Below are 19,051 nucleotides of genomic sequence, written 5' to 3'. Positions count from 1 at the left end.
TCATAAGAGTGACTGAGGAAACGCCGACCAAGACACGTTCGATGGTCGACTGGTCCCTGGCCGCCTCGACGGGTGCCCTCCTGGTGCGCGGCGGCCCGGTGGTCGACCGCGAAGAGGCCGAAGAGGCCGTCGCCGATCTCCGTGACCTGACCGGCGAGGCGGAGAGGCATGTCCGTGAGCTGACCGGTCTCGGCCTCGACCTGCCGCTGCTGCCCGCCGAAGTCGTCGACAGGCCCGGCTGGGTCCGTTCGGCCGCGGCCGGCCTCGACGCGCTCACCGGCCGTGCGCTGCCGGAGGCACAGGGCGGCCCGCTGGCGCCCGTGCTGGCCGGGGGCGCCGGTGTTCAGACCGGTCTGGTGCTCGCCTTCCTGGCTTCCCGCGTGCTCGGGCAGTACGACCCGTTCGGCGGGCCGGACCGCGCCGGGCATCTGGTGCTCGTCGCGCCGAACGTGGTCGCCGCCCAGCGCGCGATGGACGTGCCGGGCCATGACTTCCGGCTGTGGGTCTGCCTGCACGAGTGCACCCACCGGTTGCAGTTCACCGCCGTCACCTGGCTGCGCGACTACTTCGCCGACGAGGTCGAGCGCCTGATCGGCGGGCTCGCCGGCCGGGACGCGGACGGCCTGAGCGATCTGGTCGGCCGCCTGCCGGACACCATCAAGCAGATCGGCAAGGGCAAGGCGGGCGGCGCCGGTCTCGCCGAACTCCTGCAGTCGCCGAGCGAACGAGCGGTGTTCGACCGGCTCCTCGCCCTGTCCACGCTGCTGGAGGGGCACGCCGACTTCGTGATGGACGCCGTCGGGCCGCAGGTCGTGCCGAGTGTCGAGCTGATCCGTTCGCGGTTCACCGCCCGGCGCAAGGGCGGCGGCCTGATCGACCGCGTGCTGCGCAGCCTCCTCGGCGTGGACGCGAAGCTGCGCCAGTACGAACAGGGCGCGAAGTTCACCAAGCACGTCGTCGACGCCGTCGGCATGGACGGCTTCAACGCGGTGTGGACGTCGCCGAACACGCTGCCGACCAGGGCCGAGATCAGCGATCCGGCGGCCTGGGTACGGCGCCTGCACGGGTGAGCGGACCGGATCCGGCGATCGCGGCCGTGCGGACGGCCGTGCGGGACTTCCTGGCCTCGGTGAGCGAAGCCGAGGAAGTGTGCGTCGCGGTCTCCGGCGGCGCGGACTCCTTGGCGCTGGCCGAAGCGGCCGCGTTCACCGGCGGCCGCGCGGGACTGAAGGTGCGGGCACTCGTCGTCGACCACGGCCTCCAGGAGGGTTCCGCCGAAACCGCCGCCCGCGCCGCGAACACGGCGCGGGAGCTGGGCGCCGACACGGCCGAAGTCCTGAAGGTGCGGGTCGAGGGCGCGGGCGGACCGGAGGCGGCGGCCCGCCGGGCCCGCTACGGCGCCTTGCGCTCGGCGCTGCCGGACGGACGCGGGGTCGTCCTGCTCGGCCACACCCTCGACGACCAGGCCGAAACCGTGCTGCTCGGCCTCGGCAGGGGCTCCGGGCCGCGTTCGCTGGCCGGGATGCGCCCGCACGACCCGCCGTGGGGACGGCCACTGCTCGGCGTCACCCGTGCCACCACCCGGCGGGCTTGCCAGGCGCTCGGCGTCGACCCGTGGCAGGACCCGCACAACGAAGACCCGCGGTTCACCCGTGTCCGGTTACGGACCGAAGTACTGCCCCTTCTGGAGGATGTGCTGTCCGGCGGTGTCGCGGCGTCGCTCGCCCGCACGGCGGCGCAACTGCGCGAAGACACGGAGGCGTTGGACACACTCGCGGGCGAGGTCCACCTGCGTGCCTTCACCGGCGAAGGGCTCGACGTCGCGGTGCTCGCCACCGAACCGCCCGCGCTGCGGCGACGCGTCCTCCGCAGGTGGCTGCTGGACTCCGGTGTCCGCGAACTCACCGACGCCCACCTGCGTTCGGTCGACGCTCTGGTGGGGAACTGGCGGGGTCAGGGCGGGGTCTGGCTACCCGGCGACTTGGTGGCCGCGCGGGCGCATGGCAGGCTCTCCCTCGAAGCACCCCAGTCCACCACCTAGAGGGGATCGTCCCGTGTACGAAGGCGAGATCGCCTCCGTGCTCGTCACCGAGCAGCAGATCAACGACAAGATCGCCGAGCTGGCGGCAAAGGTCGCGGCGGACTACCCGGCCGACGGCCCCGGCGCCGGGCAGGGAGACCTCCTGCTCGTCGGCGTGCTCAAGGGCGCGGTGATGTTCATGACCGACTTCGCCAGGGCGCTCCCCCTTCCCTGTCAGCTCGAGTTCATGGCGGTCTCCTCCTACGGCTCGGCGACGTCGTCGTCCGGCGTGGTGCGGATCCTCAAGGACCTCGATCGCGACATCGCCGGCCGCGACGTGCTCATCGTCGAGGACATCGTCGACTCCGGGCTGACCCTGTCCTGGCTCCTGAAGAACCTCGCGAGCCGGAACCCCGCGTCGCTCGAGGTCGTCTCGCTCCTGCGCAAGCCGGAGGCGGTCAAGGTCGACGTACCGGTCAAGTACATCGGGTTCGACATTCCCAACGAATTCGTAGTCGGATACGGCCTCGACTACGCGGAGCGTTACCGGGACCTGCCCTACATCGGCACCTTGGATCCGCACGTTTACACGTCCTGAGAACCGCTTGCCCGCGTGTGCGGAAATACGGAACCCTGAGCGGCGAGAACGCGTCATAGGCTGCGATCGAGTGCGTTAACCTATGCGAAGACCTTTGCCACGCAGCCGTCGTGGCCTGGCCCGGGGGAAACGGAGAGAGCTCAGATGGGGAACAGCTTGGCGGACGCGAACGCGTTCAAGAACGCCGCGGCCCAGGGTCAGGTCGGGATCGACCCTGACGCGGCCCAGACCGTCCTGAACAAGATCCGCACCGGCAAGGACGCCATCGAGGCCCTCCTCCAGCGGGCCGGCGACCTCGGGCAGGCGCCGAAGCTGGGCAACAACCCGGTCGGCAACGCGATCGCCGCGAAGGTGGCGAACCGTGCCGACGGCGGAGGCGACTCGTACGCGGCCGCGCTCCAGAACCTTTTCCAGCAGTACGAGGCCGCCGAGTCCGGCATCGTGACGGCGATGGCCCGCTACCACGAGATCGACCAGGCCGCGGCCGAGCCGTTCCGTAACGTCTGAGGGGGAGTCAGAAAGCCATGCCACCGAAGCACAGCGCCGACTCTTACGGCGAAAGCAGCAGCACCACGCCGGTCCAGCTCGGCGACAACTCGCACGCCGAGAGCATCGTCTCCTCCGCGCGCGGCCGTTCCGACGGGTTCGACATCGGCGCCGACCGCGCCATCACCAACCCGCCGAACTGGGAGAGCGCGCCGAGCAGCCAGGACCTGTGGAACCAGGCCAACATCGGCAACGACCCCAGCACGGCGACCGCCATCAGCCAGTCGTGGGGCTCGCACGGCAGCAAGCTGAGCCAGGCGTCGAACGACCTCTACAACGCGATCTCCGAACTGGGCGCCGCCTGGATCGGGCAGGGCGCCGCGGCCGCGCAGGGTTCGCTGGTCGCCATCGCGAACTCGGGTTCGCAGGCCTCCGAGGCCGCGCACACGATGTCGGACAGGCTGCAGAAACAGGCCGACGCCGCCACCAAGGTCAAGCTCATGCCGAAGCCGACCGACTACAGCCCCGAGAAGGCCATGGGCCAGGCGCTGGCGGCGGGCCCGATCGGCATGATCACCGACCAGAAGCCCCTCGCCGACCAGGACAAGGAAGTGCGGGCGGAGCAGGCCAGGTTCCTCGAGGCCTACACCAAGGAGATGAGCGAGGTCGACAGCTCGACCCCGAGCTTCGGCCCCGAATCCCTCGGCATGAAGCCGACCGCGACGCACAACAGCGCTTCGTTCAGCGGCATCGGCAACATCGGCGGCGCAGGCCTCAACTCGGGCGCGGTCTCCGGCACCCCCGTCTTCGGCGGTACGCACGGTTATGGCGGCGCGCAGGGCAGCGTCGGGGCTCCCGTCCACGCCGGTCCGGACTCGGGCGTGTTCTCGCAGGCCGGGTACAGCCCCGCCGCGAGCCCGGCCGCCGGTGTCGCGCCGGGTGCGGGCGTCGCGTCCGGCGCCGGTGCCCCGATGACCCCGCACGCCCCGGCGAGCGGCGGCAACGGGCTCGGCCAGGCCCTCACCGCGGCCGCGCTCGGCGGTGGCCTCGGCTACGCGGGCGCCAAGGCGCTCGGCCAGGGCAACAAGTCCGGAGCCAAGGACACCGACAGCACCGACGCCGCCGCCACCGAGAAGGGCGGGCCCGCGCAGAGCGCCGCGTCCCAGGCCGTTCCGCAGCAGGGCATCGTGTCCTCCAGCGGCACCATCGGCGGCGCCACCCCGCCGCCGATGCACGGTATGGGCGGCGGCATGGGCATGGGCGCCCACGGCGCGCAGGCCGAGCAGGAAGAGGAGCACACGCACGCGTCGTTCCTCATCGAGCCGGACCCGGACGACGCCTTCGGCGCCAACGAGGCGACCCCGCCGCCGGTCATCGGCGCCTGGACCGAAGACGACGAACGCTAGAGCGGTTTTTTCACCGGGCGCGCGGCCGATCCGGCCGCGCGCCCGCTGACTTCGTGCGAGAGCCTGCCCCGGCCGAAGGCCCCGCCATCGCGGTGGCAGGACGCCCTGTCCGCGGTCGTGAGGCAGCTGACCAAGCAGTGTCCTGCCGACGCCGATCGCGGACGCGGGTTCACCAACAGACACTAGGGGCGGAAGATGGCGAACGGTGAACTGCTCACCCCGGTCGAGCTGGACTTCCTGTGGGAGGGCGCGAACGCCGGAGAGCTGCCGTACCCGCTGCGGCTCCGCTCGCACGGGGCGACCATGGACGAGCGCGGCGCCCTGCGGACGCAGACGCTCCAGTCGCTGAACCAGCGTCGTCTCGCCGACGAGCGCGGACGCCCCGAGCCGCATATCGAGGACTGCTTCGGTGTCCTCGCGAGGCCGGACCTGAGCCTGGACTGCGTCCAGCTCAACAATCCCAACACCGAACCGCTGCTCGCGGTCGCGTCGCTGCTCGGCGGCCAAGGCCTGCTGACGGTGCAGGACCCGCGCGGTTTCCACTTCCACCCGATCGCCCCGGACGGCCTCGCGAGCGCGATCGTCTCCCTCCTGCCGCCGGGTTCGCGCGGGACGGAGAAGTCGATCACCCTCCCGCTGGACGGGCTCGTCGGCGCTTCGGGCGCGGACTTCCTCCAGCGCCGCCAGCCGCAGGTCGACGGCTCGGCGACGTCCGACGAGGACCGCAAGGCCCTGTCGAGGCTTCAGGCGCAGCCGCGGCTTCGCGGTGGCCAGTTCGGCGCCAACGCGCGCAGCAAACACGGCACGCGGAGCCGGTCTTCGGTGCTGAGCTGGTTCGACACGCAGTCCGGCCGGTACTTCACCCAGGCCACCCGCGGTTCCGACGGCCGGGACTGGATCACCGTCGCGCCCGCGGACCCGGCGACGCTGCGGCAGCGGCTCACGGAGTTGCTGGGGAAGATCGCGGCCGAGGCCTCGCCCGCGCACTGAGCCGAGGGTGGGCAAGGGGCCCTGCACTGCTCCCCGATCGCCCCCCACCCCGTGCCGCGAAAGCCACTTTCGAGACATCGGACGTCGCGAAAGAAGCCTTCGCCACTCACGACCACCGCAGCCATCCGACTTTGCCGGGAACCGGGTTCCGGAGCCGCGGCCGTGTACCGGTCGTCGATGATCGGCCGATCCGGCCGCCGACCGTCGTACCCCTTCGCTATCGTGAACCTCTGGGCGTCCCGAGGCCCATGAAGCCGAGGTGCCGGGAGGGCACGGAGCACATGCACCAGGAACACTTCACACCGATGGCGTTCGACTTCCTCTGGGAGTCCGCCGAGCTCGGCGACCTGCCGTACCCGCTGCGCGTCCGGTCGCACGGCGCGACCGAGCTCGAGCGCCGGGCGCTGCGCCAGCGCGTCGACAACGAACTCCAGGCCCGCGGCATCCGCGACGGCCGGGGAAGGCTGGAGCGGCGGATCGAGGACTGGCTGTACCTCCTCGCCCGCGGCTCGCTGACCATCGACGCCCTGCACATCCCCGAATTCCAGGCCCCGACCATCGCCGTGCTCGGCGCCACCGACGGCCGCGACGCGGTGATCGCGATCCAGGACCAGTCCGGGATCTGGCTGCGTGAGGCACCCGCCGACGGGCTCCCGACGGCGGTCGTCGACCTGCTGCCCCCCGGGCAGCGCGGCTCGGAGGCGTCCGTCACGCTGCCGATCGACGACGCCCGCCGCACCGAGCCGATTCGCGCCGCCATCAACCCGACGAAGCAGGCCGAGGAGCCCGAAGCGGCGAAGCCCCGCCGCAAGGACAAGCCGCGTGTCTCGCTCAGTGAACGCATCACCGCGGACCCGCGCGAGGCGTTCGGCAAGCTCACCGGCCAGCCGAGGCTGCGCGGCGGTCAGCTCGCAGCGAACAGCCGGTCCCACGTGGGCGCCAAGCAGCGGTCCCGGGTCCTCGGCTGGTTCGACACCGCCAGCGGCCGCTATCTCAGCACGTCACAGGCCGGTCCCGACGGACGCGAGTGGGTCACCGTCTCGCCTGCCGACGTCAAGACACTCCGAATGCGGCTGGGCGAAATGGCCGCCGGTGTGGCGGTCGACACACGGTAGGGTCCCGCTCCGGGAACCCTCGCGCGACGTCCGCCGTTTACGTCCGAGAGGCTCACCACCCTCATCCGTCCAGGCGGGCGGTATCCTGAGGGGCGGGTGTCGGAGCACCATGGGTCGTCAAGATCGTGATGGCGGGTATCACAGGAGCCGCCCAACCAGGAAGGGTCGAGGCCACCAGGGCCGAGTCGTATGAACCGGAAGAGCGTGCTCAAGAACCCAGTGCTCTGGATTCTCGCGGCGGTACTGGCGTTTCTCGCATACAACACGATCTTCGACAGTGATCGTGGCTACACCCAGGTGCCGATCTCGATCGCGAACCAGCAGATCACCGCGAACAACGTCAAGGAAGCCTCGCAAGAGGACAAGGAGCAGCAGATCAAGCTGCTGCTGAACAAGAAGATCGAGGTCGACGGCCAGCAGGTCGACCAGATCATCGCGCAGTACCCGGCGAACGTCGCGGGCACCATCTACGGCCAGCTCATCGGCCTCAAGAGCGGTGACAACCCGGTCAAGTTCACCACCAAGGTCACCCAGCAGAACGTCCTCACCCAGATCCTGATCTTCGCCATCCCGCTGGCGCTGGTGCTGGGCCTGCTGATGTGGATGATGAACAACGCACAGGGCGGCGGGAACCGCGTCCTCAACTTCGGCAAGTCGAAGGCCAAGCAGCTCAACAAGGACATGCCCAAGACGACCTTCGGGGACGTCGCGGGCGCCGACGAGGCCGTCGAAGAGCTGTACGAGATCAAGGACTTCCTGCAGAACCCGGCGCGCTACCAGGCGCTCGGCGCGAAGATCCCCAAGGGCGTCCTGCTCTACGGGCCGCCCGGTACCGGTAAGACGCTGCTCGCCCGAGCCGTCGCCGGCGAGGCGGGCGTGCCGTTCTACACGATCTCCGGTTCCGACTTCGTCGAGATGTTCGTCGGTGTCGGCGCCTCGCGAGTCCGCGACCTGTTCGAGCAGGCCAAGCAGAACGCGCCCTGCATCATCTTCGTCGACGAGATCGACGCGGTCGGCCGCCAGCGCGGCGCCGGCCTCGGTGGCGGCCATGACGAACGCGAGCAGACGCTGAACCAGCTCCTCGTCGAGATGGACGGCTTCGACGCGCGCGGCGGCATCATCCTGATCGCCGCGACCAACCGTCCCGACATCCTCGACCCGGCGCTCCTGCGCCCCGGCCGCTTCGATCGCCAGATCCCGGTGTCCGCGCCGGATATGCGCGGCCGCAAGGCGATCCTCGAGGTGCACGCCAAGGGCAAGCCGATCGCGCAGGGCACCGACCTGGGCAGCCTCGCCAAGCGGACCGTCGGCATGTCCGGCGCGGACCTGGCGAACGTGCTCAACGAGGCAGCGCTGCTCACCGCCCGCCAGAACGGGCACGTGATCACCGACGCCGCGCTGGAGGAGTCCGTCGACCGCGTCGTCGGCGGCCCCGCCCGCAAGAGCCGGATCATCTCCGAGAAGGAGAAGAAGATCACGGCCTACCACGAGGGCGGGCACGCGCTCGCCGCGTGGGCGATGCCGGATATCGAACCGGTCTACAAGCTGACGATCCTGCCGCGCGGGCGCACCGGCGGTCACGCCCTGCTCGTCCCGGAGGACGACAAGGAGTTGATGACCCGCTCGGAGATGATCGGGCGCCTGGTCTTCGCGATGGGCGGCCGGACGGCGGAGGAACTCGTCTTCCACGAGCCCACCACCGGTGCCTCCTCCGACATCGAGCAGGCGACGAAGATCGCCCGCGCGATGGTCACCGAATACGGTATGAGCGCCCGGCTCGGCGCGGTCAAGTACGGCCAGGAACAGGGCGACCCGTTCCTCGGCCGCTCGGCGGGCCGCCAGGCGGACTACTCCCTGGAAGTCGCGCACGAGATCGACGAGGAGGTGCGCAAGCTCATCGAGACCGCGCACACCGAGGCGTGGCACGTGCTGAGCACCTACCGCGACGTGCTGGACGAGCTGGTCATCGAGCTCCTCGAGAAGGAGACGCTGACCCGCAAGGACCTCGAGCGGATCTTCGCGACCGTCGAGAAGCGCCCGCACATCACCATCTTCAACGAGTTCGGCGACCGGAAGCCGTCCGACAAGCCGCCGATCAAGACCCCCGGCGAGCTGGCCATGGAGCGCGGCGAGCCGTGGCCCCCGCCGGAGGAGAAGAAGGAGCAGCCGGTGCTGCAGCCGGCGCCGACCCCGGTCGGCACCGCGCAGGGCGGCGGCGACCTTCCCGGTGGCCCGCCGTACGCGCCGCCGGAGCCGAACGCCAACCCCTACGCTCCTCCGCCGCCGGGCGCCTACCCCAACGGTGGTCGCCCCAACGGTGGGCCGAACGGCACCGGTCACTGGCCCCAGGCATATGGTGGGCAGCAGCCGGGCGGACCGGCAGGCGGTTACCAGGGTGGGCCCGTAGGCGGCCCGCCGAACTACGGGGCTCCTCCCGGATGGACCCCGGCCACGCAGCCGGGCGGCCAGCCGAACCAGCCCTGGCGTCCCGCCGAAGACCGCCCGCGTGAAGGCTGGTTCCCTGACCAGCCCGGCGGTCAGCAGGACGAAGGACAGCAACGGCGTGACGACGGACAGGACGACACCAAGCGGTAACGGCGCAAGCCCGGTCTTCGACCAGGACCGGGCCGAGAAGGCCGTACGCGAACTCCTGCTCGCCTGTGGAGAGGACCCGGACCGGGACGGTCTCTTGGAGACCCCGGCCCGGGTCGCTCGCGCTTACCGGGAAATGTTCGCCGGGCTCTACACCGAACCGGACAACGTCCTGGACCGCACGTTCGACGAGGCACACGAAGAACTCGTGCTGGTGACGGACATTCCGATGTTCAGCACCTGTGAACACCACTTGTTGTCATTCCATGGCGTCGCCCATGTCGGCTACATCCCCAATGAGCACGGCAAGGTCACCGGCCTGTCCAAACTGGCTCGCCTTGTCGATCTCTACGCCAAGCGTCCCCAGGTCCAGGAACGCATCACTTCCCAGGTCGCCGACGCGCTCATGCGCAAACTCGCGCCCCGCGGCGCGATCGTCGTGGTCGAGGCCGAACATCTCTGCATGGCCATGCGTGGCATCCGCAAGCCCGGCGCCAGGACGACGACGTCCGCCGTGCGCGGGCTGTTGCAGACTTCGGCGTCCTCGCGGGCGGAGGCGCTGGATCTGATCAAGGGCCGTCGATGACCGCCCTGCCCCGGCCCGGCCGGTGCGCGGTGATGGGCATTCTCAACGTCACCCCTGATTCCTTTTCGGACGGTGGCCGCTACCTCGGTGTCGAGCAGGCGCTGGAGCACGCGCGCGAGATGTGGGCGCGCGGCGCGGATCTGATCGACGTCGGCGGGGAGTCGACGCGGCCGGGAGCGTCCCGGGTGGACGCCGAGACCGAGATTTCCCGGATCATGCCGGTGATTCGCGCGCTCGCCGCCGACGGGATCGCGATGTCCGTGGACACCACGCGGGCCGAGGTCGCCCTCGCCGCGGTCGAGGCCGGCGCGTCCGTCATCAACGACGTCTCCGGCGGGCTGGCCGATCCGAACATGGCGAAGGTCGCCGCCGAGACCGGTGTCCCGTATGTCCTGATGCACTGGCGTGGGCACAGCAAGGACATGAACGCGCTGGCGTCCTATGAGGACGTCGTCGTGGACGTGCGCGCCGAACTGCTGTCCCGAGTGGACGAAGCGCTCGCCGCGGGTGTCGACGGCGGCGCGATCGTGCTCGACCCTGGGCTCGGGTTCGCGAAGAACGCCGAACACGACTGGGCCTTGTTGAACGGCCTGGATTCCTTCCTGTCATTGGGTTTCCCGGTTCTCGTCGGCGCGTCGCGCAAACGGTTCCTCGGGCGCCTTTTGTCCGGAAAGGACGGAAAACCCGCTCCGCCGGACGGCCGCGAGAACGCGACCGCGGCCGTGTCCGCGCTCGCCGCGGCGGCCGGCGCCTGGGGTGTGCGGGTGCACGAGGTCGGCGCGAGTATCGACGCGGTGACCGTCGCGGCGGCTTGGCGGAAGGGGAGTCCTGTTGTCTGACCGGATCACGTTGACCGGATTGCGGGTCTTCGGCAGGCACGGGGTCTTCGACCACGAGAAGCGGGACGGGCAGGAGTTCGTCGTCGACATCGTGGTGTGGCTGGACCTCGGCCCGGCCGCCGCGTCCGACGACCTGACCAAGACGCTGCACTACGGCGAACTCGCGGAACTCGCGGCCGGGATCGTGGCGGGCGAGCCGTACGACCTCATCGAGAGTGTCGCCGGGAAGATCGCCGAAGAGGTGCTGCGCGACGAGCGGCTGACCGCCGTCGAGGTGACGGTGCACAAGCCGTCCGCGCCGATCCCGCTGAACTTCGACGACGTCGCGGTCACGGTGTTTTCCGCGCGCGCTGACGAAAACGCGGAGACGGGGCGCGGACCGGAGTCACCCCGGCGGTCGGCATGACCGGCGCCCCGGCAACGCGTTCTGGCGGCCGCGAAAGAGGGCGCGCGCGGTGAAGTCTCCGATCGTGCGCTGCGCGCACTCACAGAGACGGCGGGAGCGATGAGCCGCGCGCTGCTCTCGCTCGGTTCCAACCTCGGGGACCGGCTCGCGTTCCTTCAGGCCGCCGTCGACGCGGTCCGGCCCGCGGTCGTCGCGGTGTCGTCGGTCTACGAGACCAAGGCGTGGGGCGTCGAGGATCAGCCGGACTTCCTCAACGCCGTCGTCCTGGTCGACGACCCGGCGCGTGATCACTGGGACTGGCTGCGCACCGGGCAGGCCGCCGAGCAGGCGGCGGAGCGCGTGCGCGAACTCCGGTGGGGTCCGCGCACGCTGGATGTCGACATAGTGACCGTGGACGAGGTTCGCTCCGACGACCCCCAGTTGCTGCTTCCTCATCCCGGCACGCCGGAGCGCGCGAGCGTGCTGATCCCCTGGCTGGAGATCGAGCCCGATGCGGTGCTCCCCGGCCACGGTCCGGTCGCCGACCTCCTCGCCGCCCGCCCCCCTGCGGACCGCGATTCCGTCCGGCTCACCTCCCTGCCCCTCGCCTGACCCCCGCATTTCGTCCTCTGAATGCGGTAGTTCGCGCCACGAACCACCGCATGCGGAGGACTAAGTGCGCGGCGAGCCGCGGGTGGTAGCAAAGGTCCCTTGCTACCCCAGCGCGGAGCGCAGGGCGGCGATGATCCACTCGGCCTGCGCCATCTGCGAGGGGAACGACGGCCAGCCGTTCATCTTCCCCAGCAGCAGCCAGTACCGCTCGGCGCGCGGGTCGGAGCTGATCGCCATACCGTCGGTCAGCCGCTTCCGCCAGGCGGGGTCGGCCGGGTCCTGGCCGTTCCGCGAAGACTGCGTGAAGATCGTCTCCGCCAGCTCCCGGCCCTCGGCCGAGTCGGGCGCGAGGCCGGCTTCGAGCGCTTCGGTCGCCTTCGCGCTCCACGCCATCCACAGCTCCTGCTGCTTCGCGCTGAAGTCCGCTCCGTCCTGCTTCCGGAGCTGCGAGTGCCACTCGCTCATCCGCCGGATGGACGCGCGGAACTCCTCGTCCTGCACGAGTTCGGCGAACTCGATCCAGGCCTCCAGCTGCTCGGGCGTCGGGTCGTCGGGCAGTTCCGGTTTCGCCGAGCGCATCCGCTCGTAGAACTCCGGATCCAGTTCGAGCCCTTCGACCATGTCCGCCCAGAACTCGTCGAGCAAACGTTTGCGGTCTTCGTCCGACATCGACGCGAGTTTGTTCATCAGTTCGACCTCCTCCAGTGGTGAATCCCGTTTGGCCACCGCTCGCAGAACCGCCCGGCGCAGCTTCAGCCGCCGGATCTGCTCGTCCAGGGCGGCGACGTGCTGGACCGCGAGGTCCCCGATGGTCGCTTCCCTGGTCAGCGCCCGCTCCACGTCGGCGAGGCCGAGCCCGAGCTCCCGCAGCGTCCGGACCAGCTCGAGGCGCGCCATCGCGGTGGCGTCGTAGAGCCGGTAGCCGGAGCTGGTGCGGTCGGTCGGGGGCAGGAGCCCCTCGTCGGAGTAGAAGCGGATGGTCTTCACCGGCAGGCCGGTCCGTTTGGCCAGCTCCCCGATGGTGAAAACCGCTGCGGTGCCCATATGCTTCATCGTCGACTCTCCAGTTGGTGGAGAGTCAAGCCTGCCAGGTAGCGTTGGACCATGCACTTCACCCGGCCACGTGAGCTGGCGGTGGCCGGCCTCCTGGGTCTGGTCCTGGCCTATCTGGTCTTCCAGGTCGCCTACGGATCCATCCCCGCGCTTCCGCTCTTCGCCGGAGTCACGCTGCTCGTCCTCGCGCTCTGCGAGTTCGTGCTCGCCTTCATCATCCGGTCGCGGATCAAGGAGGGCCGCGTGCTCGCCGCGATCTCCGTCGCCCGATCGGTGGCCCTCGCCAAGGCCTCTTCGCTCGCCGGATCCGCCATGACGGGCGTCTGGCTCGCGGCTTTCGCGTATCTTTTTCCGCGACGTGACGAACTCCTCGCGGCGAGCGGTGATCTCCGCTCGGCGACGGTCGGGATCGTCAGCTCGGCGGCGCTGGTAGCTGCGGCTTTATGGCTCGAACACTGCTGCCGGACCCCCGAGGGCGGTGATCGGGACAGCGATCCCGCGCCGACCGGTTAACGCTCGGGAGCCACCGCTCGAAGTACCGACTAGGTCTCGTTCGGATTACTAGAAGGTACGGTGTTGGGCATGACCGGGGTGGGTGACGACTCGCGCGGCCGCCTTGCGGGTAGGCCGTGGCTTGTCGTCGGCTTGGTTCTCGCCGTCGGCGCGACTCTCGCATTGGTGCTTTCCGACGACCTCCGCTACTTGCGTCTGGGGATCGTCGCGGCGCTGTGGGCCGCCTTGATCGGTGCGTTCCTGGCGGTCCGCTACCGCAAGCACGTGTCACAGAGCGAGGACGCCGTCGCCGAGGCGCAGGCCGTCTACGAGCTGGAGCTGGAACGCGAGATCGCCGCCCGCCGCGAGTTCGAGCTCGAAATCGAGGCGGAGACCAGGCAGGCCGCCGAGAGCCGCTCCCAGGAAGAGCTCGAAGCGCTCAGAGCCGAGGTGAGCGCTCTGCGTGAGAGCCTCCAGTCGCTCTTCGGCGGCGAGGTCCTCCTCGAACGCGTCGCGCTCACCGCGCAAGCCACCCGGATGCGGTCCCTCGACAACAAGCAGCTGATGAGCGCCGGGTCCGAGAACGGCAACGGAAAACCCCAGCTCATGGCGGCCAAAAGCACCACGATCGACGTCGACGAGCGTGAGCGCGACCGCCCGACCGAGATGATCGACCGCGTCCTCGAGCCCGCCTCCGCGCGGGCCGGGACACCGCCCGCCGCTCGCCGCAAACCGGCGAACGGCCAGGTCAACGGCACCAACGGCTACGGCCAGAGCAATCAGGTCCAGCGGCCGAAGCCGGTCGACGAGCCGACTCGCCGCAGTATGCGCAAGGCGGACGCCCGCGCCTCGAAGGCGGCCGAAGCACTCGCCGCCGAAGCCGCCCGTCGCGAGCGGCTCGAGATGTCGAACCCCGGGATGTCGCCCGCCGAGGTCTCCCGGCCGATGCCGAGGGTCGACCCCCAGCGCAAGACCCCGCCGCCGGTGACCCCGGCCGAGGTGTCCCGCCCGTCCATGCCGGGTGTGTCGCGCGCGGAGGTCTCGCAGCCGTCGATGCCCACCGTCGCCCGGCGGCCCCAGCGCCCGGAACCCCAGCGCAACGAACCGCCCCGCCGCCCGCAGCAGTCTTCGCTGCGGCAGCGGCTCGACGCCGGCACCGTGCAGCGTCCTCCCGCGACGCGGCCCGAGGAGCAGACCCGCAAGCAGACGCCGCCGGTGAAGCCCCCCGCGCAGGCGAAGCCGGTCAAGAAGGTCGAGCCGGACCGTCCCCGCCCGAACCGCGAGCTCGGCCTGACCCGCCCCGGTATGAAGCCGGTCGAGCGGTCCAGTCCGGCCGGCGGCACGCCGCCGCCCGCGAACAAGCCCGCCGCGCCGGAGCCGATGGAGGCCACCGGCGAGTGGAAGCCGTCGTGGACGCAGGAGCGCCCGGTCTCCGACCTGAGCGCGGCGTTCCCCAGGAAGGACGACTTCCAGGACCGGCCGCGTCCCACGCCGCCGCCGAAGCCCCAGCCCTCGGTCTCCCTGCCCCGGCCCGAGCCGAGGCCGGAGCCGCGCCGTGAGCCGGAGCCGCCGACGCCGCCGTCGATCCCGGCCGTGTCCGAGCCGCCTCGCCGGGCCGAGCCCGTGCGGAAGCCGGAGCCCGAACCGGTGCGCCGTCCGGCGGCCGAGGCGCCGTCGCGGCACAGCTCGCCGCCCGCCGAGGAGCCGCCCGCGGTCAACCCGACGCTGCCCGAAGAGATCCGCCTGGCGCAGAACGGCGGCGGTGGACGCCGTCGTCGCGCGGCGGAAGACTCCTCGGTTTCGCTCACCCCGGCCCCGAACGTCCCCGAGCCCACCGGTGGCGGTCGTCGCCGTCGTCCGGACGGGGAGCCCCCGGTCTGGCAGAGCACCGAGTCCACAGGTGGCCGTCACGGCGGCAGGCGGGCGAAGCCGGACGACGAGGAGTCGTCCCGCAACGGGTCCTCGCACAGCCGTCCGGAGAACTCCGCCGCGGGTTCCCACGCCTCCGGCCGGTCGGTGATGGATCTGCTCGCCGCCAACGGCGCGAACGAATCCACTCCGCGGCGCAGGCGGCGCGCCGAAGACTGACCGCGTCCGACAGGTGAACCAGCGATCGGCGTCGGCAGGGCCAGGTCTTCGGCCGGACGGGTTCACACGTGTGGCCGGTACTGTGTCGAACTTCAGCTCCACGTCCCGCTCGTGTCCCGTACCGACGGTAGGGTGACCCGCTGTGAGCGAGCCTTCCTCCCCGGCGCCCGGTTCCGACCGGACCCGCCGGTCTCGGTCGATCACCGTGCTGCTGCCGGTGCTCGGGCTGATCGCCGTCGCGCTGTGCGGACTGTTCGTCTTCGGCACGGTGACCGAAAAGGTCGGCCCGCTCGCGGTGGGGATCGGCGTGCTCGCGGCGCTGGTCCCGGTCGCCGTGGTGGTCACCGCGTTCCTGTGGGTCGACCGCTGGGAACCGGAGCCGCCGAAGCTTCTGCTGCTGGCCTTCGTCTGGGGCGCGTGTGTCGCGACGATCATCGCGCTGCTGCTCAACAGCGGTGCCGAGGCCGTCGGTGACCTGCTGCTCGGCACCGGCGTCGGCGGCAAGATCAGCGGACTGGTCTCCGCGCCGCTGGTCGAGGAGGCCGCGAAGGCCGCTTTCATCCTGCTGTTGTGGTGGCGCCGCCCGATCGAGTTCGACGGCGTCGTGGACGGCATCGTCTACGCCGGGTTCACCGCGGCGGGCTTCGCCTTCACCGAGAACATCTATTACTTCGGCCGCGCCTTCGCCGAGCACGGCTTCGGCGACGGCACGAGCGCCGGTGTGCTCGCGGCGTTCTTCCTGCGCGGTGTGCTCTCGCCGTTCACCCATCCGCTGTTCGCCGTGATGACCGGGATCGGGCTCGGTGTCGCCGCGAGCAGCAAGGTGCGCTCGCTGCGGATCCTGGCGCCGATCGGCGGCTACATCGTCGCGGTGCTGCTGCACGCGCTGTGGAACGGTGCCGCGCTGCTCGGCGGCGCGAAGACCTTCCTGAACGTCTACTTCCTGATCATGGTGCCGCTGTTCATCGGGGTCTTCTCGGTGGTGGTCATGCAGCGACGCCGTGAGCAGCGGATCGTCGCGGCGGCGCTGCCCATGATGGTCGACGCACGCTGGATCGCCCCGTCGGAGGTCGCGCTGCTGGCCAGCCTCTCCGGACGCCGGTCGTGGCGGAAACAGGCGCGGAAGCAGTCGGGGCGGGAGGCCGCGAAGGCCGTCAGCCGCTACCAGGCCAGCGTGACCGAGCTCGCGTTCCTGCGGCGCGGACGCAAGCTCACCGAAGACGCGAAACAGCGGCAACGTGAGCTGCTCCAGGTGCTCAAGACGTCGCGGGCCGAGGCCGTGCGGCTGGCCGACGGCGCGCCGCGCGGGTGACCACTGTCAGGTGAAGCTGGTCACGGGGGCCGGTTCAGACGCGGGCCGGAGGGTTACCCTCGCGCCGTCGTCTGGTACCCGCGACCGCAGAGCGGGACTGGAACGAGTTGAGGAGTTTTCGACCATGAGCGTCCACTGGCGCACGCCATGATGAGGCCCGCTCGCTTGGCCGTCGGCGTCGTTTCCGCGGGGCGCGTCGGCAGCGTCGTCGGCGCCGCGCTCACCCGGGCCGGGCACACGGTCGTCGCCGCTTCGGGCCTTTCCGACGCCTCGGTGCGCCGGGCGGAGCAACTGCTCCCCGACGTGCCCCTCCTGCCTCCTGACGAGGTCGCCCGCCGTGCCGACCTGGTTCTGCTTGCCCTTCCGGACGACGCGCTCGCCGGGATGGTGCGCGGTTTCGTCGCCACCGGATCCCTCCGGCCGGGGCAGATCGTCGTGCACACCTCCGGCGCGCACGGTATCGACGTCCTCGCGCCCGCCGCCGAGGCCGGGGCGCTGCCGCTGGCGCTGCACCCCGTGATGACCTTCACCGGCCGCGCCGAAGACCTCGACAGGCTGGCCACCTGCAGTATCGGCGTCACGGCGACAGAAGGTGACGAAGCGGCGTGGAACGTCGGCGAGGCGCTGACCGTGGAGATGGGCGCGGAGCCCGTCCGGGTCCCTGACGGGGCGCGGGCGCTCTATCACGCGGCGTTGGCACACGGCGCGAACCACCTGATGACACTGGTCGCCGACTGCGCGGAACTGTTGCGGGAGGCGGGAATCGCCCAGCCCGAACGCCTGGTGGCTCCGTTGTTGTCGGCGGCGTTGGATAATGTTCTGCGACACGGGGACCGGGCGCTCACCGGGCCGGTGGCCCGTGGTGATCTCGGCACCGTGCGCAAGCATCTCGCGGTGCTGGCCGAACGTGGCCCCGACATCGCCCCGAGCTACCGCGCGCTGGCCAAGCGCACGCTGGCGCGTGGCGACGCCGCCGGGCTCCTGGACGCTTCGGCCGCCGCCGAGCTCACCGAACTCCTCAGTGATCCAGCAGATCCCGCCGAAGGGCAGCAAAACCAGTGACCACACCGAAATTCGCCCGAGGCACGCTGCACACCTTCCAGCCGCCCGAGCAGGTCAGCCAGGTGACGCGTGCCCTGCACGGCGTCGGCCGCAAGGTCGCGCTCGTGCCCACGATGGGCGCCCTGCACGCGGGGCACCGCGAGCTGATCCGCCGGGCGAAGCGGCTGCCGAACACGGTCGTCGCGACGTCGATCTTCGTGAACCCCCTGCAGTTCGGGGAGGGCGAGGACTTCGAGGCGTACCCGCGTCCGCTGGACAAGGACCTCGAGGTGCTGAAGGAGGACGGCGTCGAGCTGGGCTTCCTGCCCAAGGCGTCGGATCTGTATCCCGACGGGGCCACCATCACGGTGCATCCCGGCGCGCTCGGCGACGAGCTGGAAGGCGCGGTGCGGCCGGGGCATTTCGCCGGCGTGCTGACCGTGGTGGCGAAACTGTTCAACATCGTGCGGCCGGACTACGCCTTCTTCGGGGAGAAGGACTACCAGCAGCTGGTGCTGATCAAGAAGATGGTGCGTGACCTGAACTTCGACACCCGCGTCATCGGGGTGCCGACGGTCCGGGAACGCGACGGGCTGGCGTTGTCCTCGCGCAACGTCTACCTGACTCCGGAACAGCGCGAGGACGCGATCGTGTTGTCGGCGGCACTCACGGCGGGTGCCTTCGTCGGACGCGACGGCGCGGAAGCCGTGCTGGCGACCGCCAGGCAGACCCTCGCCGCGCGGCCCGCGGTCGAGGTCGATTATCTGGAATTGAGGGGAACCGACCTCGGGCCCGCGCCCGTGGACGGTGAGGCGCGGTTGCTGATCGCGGCCAGGGTGGGGAGTACCCGGCTGATCGACAACGTCCCGGTGGTGCTCGGCGCCGCCGCGGACCATCCGGAACACGCGCTGGACGCAGGGGAATAGGGAGAGTCCACGATGTACCGCACGATGCTGAAATCGAAGATCCACCGGGCGACGGTCACCCAGGCCGACCTCCACTACGTCGGCTCGGTGACCGTCGACGAGGACCTGATGGACGCGGCGGATCTGCTGCCGGGCGAACAGGTGTCCATTGTGGACGTCACGAACGGCGCGCGGCTCGAAACGTACGTGATCGCGGGCGAACGCGGCAGCGGGGTGCTCGGCATCAACGGCGCCGCGGCGCATCTGGTGCACCCCGGCGATCTGGTGATCCTCATTTCGTACGCGCAGATGGAGAACGCCGAGGCGGCCGCGTTCCGGCCGCGGGTCGTCTTCGTCGACGCGGACAACCGGATCGTCGAGAAGGGCGCCAACCCCGGGCACGCGCCGGAGGGCTCCGGTCTGTTGAGCGGCACCGTGACACTGGCCGACGACGACACGATGACCTTCCCGGTCGCCGAAACCGCCGACGCCCGCCGTCTCGACGCGCTGCTGCACGCCGAAAGCTGAGCC

The 19,051-nt window shown here is 70.6% G+C and carries 19 protein-coding genes; 18 read left to right on the top strand and 1 reads right to left on the bottom strand.

Going from position 1 to position 19,051, the window contains the following annotated elements:
• Nucleotides 1-41: 41 nt before the first annotated feature.
• From AC069H_RS26595 to folK, 12 genes are all read left to right on the top strand, one after another.
• On the top strand, nt 42-1,070 hold the full coding sequence (locus tag AC069H_RS26595) for a zinc-dependent metalloprotease (RefSeq protein ID WP_478234280.1): 1,029 nt from the start codon (nt 42-44) through the stop codon (nt 1,068-1,070).
• Entirely contained in the window at nt 1,067-2,041 is a 975-nt protein-coding gene (tilS, locus tag AC069H_RS26590; RefSeq protein WP_478234175.1) for a tRNA lysidine(34) synthetase TilS, read from the top strand. The genes AC069H_RS26595 and tilS overlap by 4 nt, the downstream gene beginning before the upstream one ends.
• Before the next feature lie 13 nt (nt 2,042-2,054).
• Nucleotides 2,055-2,618 (top strand): hypoxanthine phosphoribosyltransferase, encoded by a 564-nt coding sequence (gene hpt, locus AC069H_RS26585; protein WP_034310045.1) that lies wholly within the window; start codon nt 2,055-2,057, stop codon nt 2,616-2,618.
• A 144-nt stretch (nt 2,619-2,762) separates the two neighbouring features.
• Nucleotides 2,763-3,125, top strand: coding sequence for a hypothetical protein (locus AC069H_RS26580; protein WP_125683481.1), 363 nt, complete (start codon nt 2,763-2,765; stop codon nt 3,123-3,125).
• Nucleotides 3,126-3,142: 17 nt separating this feature from the next.
• Entirely contained in the window at nt 3,143-4,510 is a 1,368-nt protein-coding gene (locus AC069H_RS26575) for a WXG100 family type VII secretion target (protein ID WP_478234174.1), read from the top strand.
• 195 nt (nt 4,511-4,705) lie between these two features.
• Complete coding sequence (locus AC069H_RS26570; protein ID WP_478234173.1) at nt 4,706-5,500, top strand: ESX secretion-associated protein EspG; 795 nt, start codon at nt 4,706-4,708, stop codon at nt 5,498-5,500.
• Nucleotides 5,501-5,781: 281 nt separating this feature from the next.
• A complete protein-coding gene (locus AC069H_RS26565; protein WP_478229245.1) occupies nt 5,782-6,615 on the top strand; it encodes an ESX secretion-associated protein EspG in 834 nt (277 codons plus the stop codon).
• Nucleotides 6,616-6,804: 189 nt separating this feature from the next.
• Nucleotides 6,805-9,210, top strand: a complete 2,406-nt coding sequence (ftsH, locus tag AC069H_RS26560) for an ATP-dependent zinc metalloprotease FtsH (RefSeq protein WP_478234172.1) — start codon at nt 6,805-6,807, stop codon at nt 9,208-9,210.
• The gene (gene folE / locus AC069H_RS26555; protein WP_478234171.1) at nt 9,179-9,793 is read left to right on the top strand and encodes a GTP cyclohydrolase I FolE; all 615 of its coding nucleotides are present in this window, start codon (nt 9,179-9,181) and stop codon (nt 9,791-9,793) included. Before ftsH ends, folE begins: the two co-directional genes overlap by 32 nt.
• A complete protein-coding gene (gene folP / locus AC069H_RS26550; protein ID WP_478229248.1) occupies nt 9,790-10,632 on the top strand; it encodes a dihydropteroate synthase in 843 nt (280 codons plus the stop codon). The genes folE and folP overlap by 4 nt, the downstream gene beginning before the upstream one ends.
• The gene (folB, locus tag AC069H_RS26545; protein WP_478234170.1) at nt 10,625-11,038 is read left to right on the top strand and encodes a dihydroneopterin aldolase; all 414 of its coding nucleotides are present in this window, start codon (nt 10,625-10,627) and stop codon (nt 11,036-11,038) included. The genes folP and folB overlap by 8 nt, the downstream gene beginning before the upstream one ends.
• 99 nt (nt 11,039-11,137) lie before the next feature.
• Nucleotides 11,138-11,629, top strand: coding sequence for a 2-amino-4-hydroxy-6-hydroxymethyldihydropteridine diphosphokinase (folK, locus tag AC069H_RS26540; RefSeq protein WP_478234169.1), 492 nt, complete (start codon nt 11,138-11,140; stop codon nt 11,627-11,629).
• A gap of 102 nt (nt 11,630-11,731) precedes the next feature.
• Here the strand turns inward: folK and AC069H_RS26535 are convergent, their stop codons facing one another.
• On the bottom strand, nt 11,732-12,673 hold the full coding sequence (locus AC069H_RS26535; RefSeq protein WP_478234168.1) for a MerR family transcriptional regulator: 942 nt from the start codon (nt 12,671-12,673) through the stop codon (nt 11,732-11,734).
• Between the two features lie 60 nt (nt 12,674-12,733).
• Here AC069H_RS26535 and AC069H_RS26530 point away from each other — a divergent pair, with 60 nt between their 5' ends.
• The 6 genes from AC069H_RS26530 (at nt 12,734) to panD (ending at nt 19,048) form a co-directional block, all read left to right on the top strand.
• Entirely contained in the window at nt 12,734-13,195 is a 462-nt protein-coding gene (locus tag AC069H_RS26530) for a DUF3180 domain-containing protein (RefSeq protein ID WP_478229252.1), read from the top strand.
• Between the two features lie 69 nt (nt 13,196-13,264).
• Nucleotides 13,265-15,262 carry a DUF6779 domain-containing protein gene (locus AC069H_RS26525; RefSeq protein ID WP_478234167.1) on the top strand — a complete coding sequence of 666 codons (1,998 nt, stop codon included), beginning with the start codon at nt 13,265-13,267 and terminating at the stop codon, nt 15,260-15,262.
• 142 nt (nt 15,263-15,404) lie between these two features.
• Nucleotides 15,405-16,574 carry a PrsW family intramembrane metalloprotease gene (locus AC069H_RS26520; RefSeq protein ID WP_478229254.1) on the top strand — a complete coding sequence of 390 codons (1,170 nt, stop codon included), beginning with the start codon at nt 15,405-15,407 and terminating at the stop codon, nt 16,572-16,574.
• A 135-nt stretch (nt 16,575-16,709) separates the two neighbouring features.
• On the top strand, nt 16,710-17,636 hold the full coding sequence (locus AC069H_RS26515) for a Rossmann-like and DUF2520 domain-containing protein (protein ID WP_478234279.1): 927 nt from the start codon (nt 16,710-16,712) through the stop codon (nt 17,634-17,636).
• The gene (panC, locus tag AC069H_RS26510; protein WP_378442294.1) at nt 17,633-18,541 is read left to right on the top strand and encodes a pantoate--beta-alanine ligase; all 909 of its coding nucleotides are present in this window, start codon (nt 17,633-17,635) and stop codon (nt 18,539-18,541) included. The genes AC069H_RS26515 and panC overlap by 4 nt, the downstream gene beginning before the upstream one ends.
• A 12-nt stretch (nt 18,542-18,553) precedes the next feature.
• Nucleotides 18,554-19,048, top strand: coding sequence for an aspartate 1-decarboxylase (gene panD / locus AC069H_RS26505; protein ID WP_016337767.1), 495 nt, complete (start codon nt 18,554-18,556; stop codon nt 19,046-19,048).
• The last annotated feature ends 3 nt before the right edge of the window (nt 19,049-19,051 follow it).

Source organism: Amycolatopsis sp. NPDC043887 (genome assembly GCF_056435665.1).
The sequence above is the reverse complement of the archived record's forward strand: the minus strand, read 5'-3'. Positions and strand labels throughout refer to the sequence as shown.

Excerpts from the sequence above, each read along its gene's own strand:
- AC069H_RS26575 (WP_478234174.1), top strand. The coding sequence starts at position 3,143 with ATGCCACCGAAGCACAGCGCCGACTCTTACGGCGAAAGCAGCAGCACC.
- AC069H_RS26570 (WP_478234173.1), top strand. The coding sequence starts at position 4,706 with ATGGCGAACGGTGAACTGCTCACCCCGGTCGAGCTGGACTTCCTGTGG.
- folP (WP_478229248.1), top strand. The coding sequence starts at position 9,790 with ATGACCGCCCTGCCCCGGCCCGGCCGGTGCGCGGTGATGGGCATTCTC.
- AC069H_RS26535 (WP_478234168.1), bottom strand. The coding sequence starts at position 12,673 with ATGGGCACCGCAGCGGTTTTCACCATCGGGGAGCTGGCCAAACGGACC.
- AC069H_RS26595 (WP_478234280.1), top strand. The coding sequence starts at position 42 with ATGGTCGACTGGTCCCTGGCCGCCTCGACGGGTGCCCTCCTGGTGCGC.
- ftsH (WP_478234172.1), top strand. The coding sequence starts at position 6,805 with ATGAACCGGAAGAGCGTGCTCAAGAACCCAGTGCTCTGGATTCTCGCG.
- AC069H_RS26530 (WP_478229252.1), top strand. The coding sequence starts at position 12,734 with ATGCACTTCACCCGGCCACGTGAGCTGGCGGTGGCCGGCCTCCTGGGT.
- AC069H_RS26580 (WP_125683481.1), top strand. The coding sequence starts at position 2,763 with ATGGGGAACAGCTTGGCGGACGCGAACGCGTTCAAGAACGCCGCGGCC.
- AC069H_RS26525 (WP_478234167.1), top strand. The coding sequence starts at position 13,265 with ATGACCGGGGTGGGTGACGACTCGCGCGGCCGCCTTGCGGGTAGGCCG.
- panD (WP_016337767.1), top strand. The coding sequence starts at position 18,554 with ATGTACCGCACGATGCTGAAATCGAAGATCCACCGGGCGACGGTCACC.
- folK (WP_478234169.1), top strand. The coding sequence starts at position 11,138 with ATGAGCCGCGCGCTGCTCTCGCTCGGTTCCAACCTCGGGGACCGGCTC.
- AC069H_RS26565 (WP_478229245.1), top strand. The coding sequence starts at position 5,782 with ATGCACCAGGAACACTTCACACCGATGGCGTTCGACTTCCTCTGGGAG.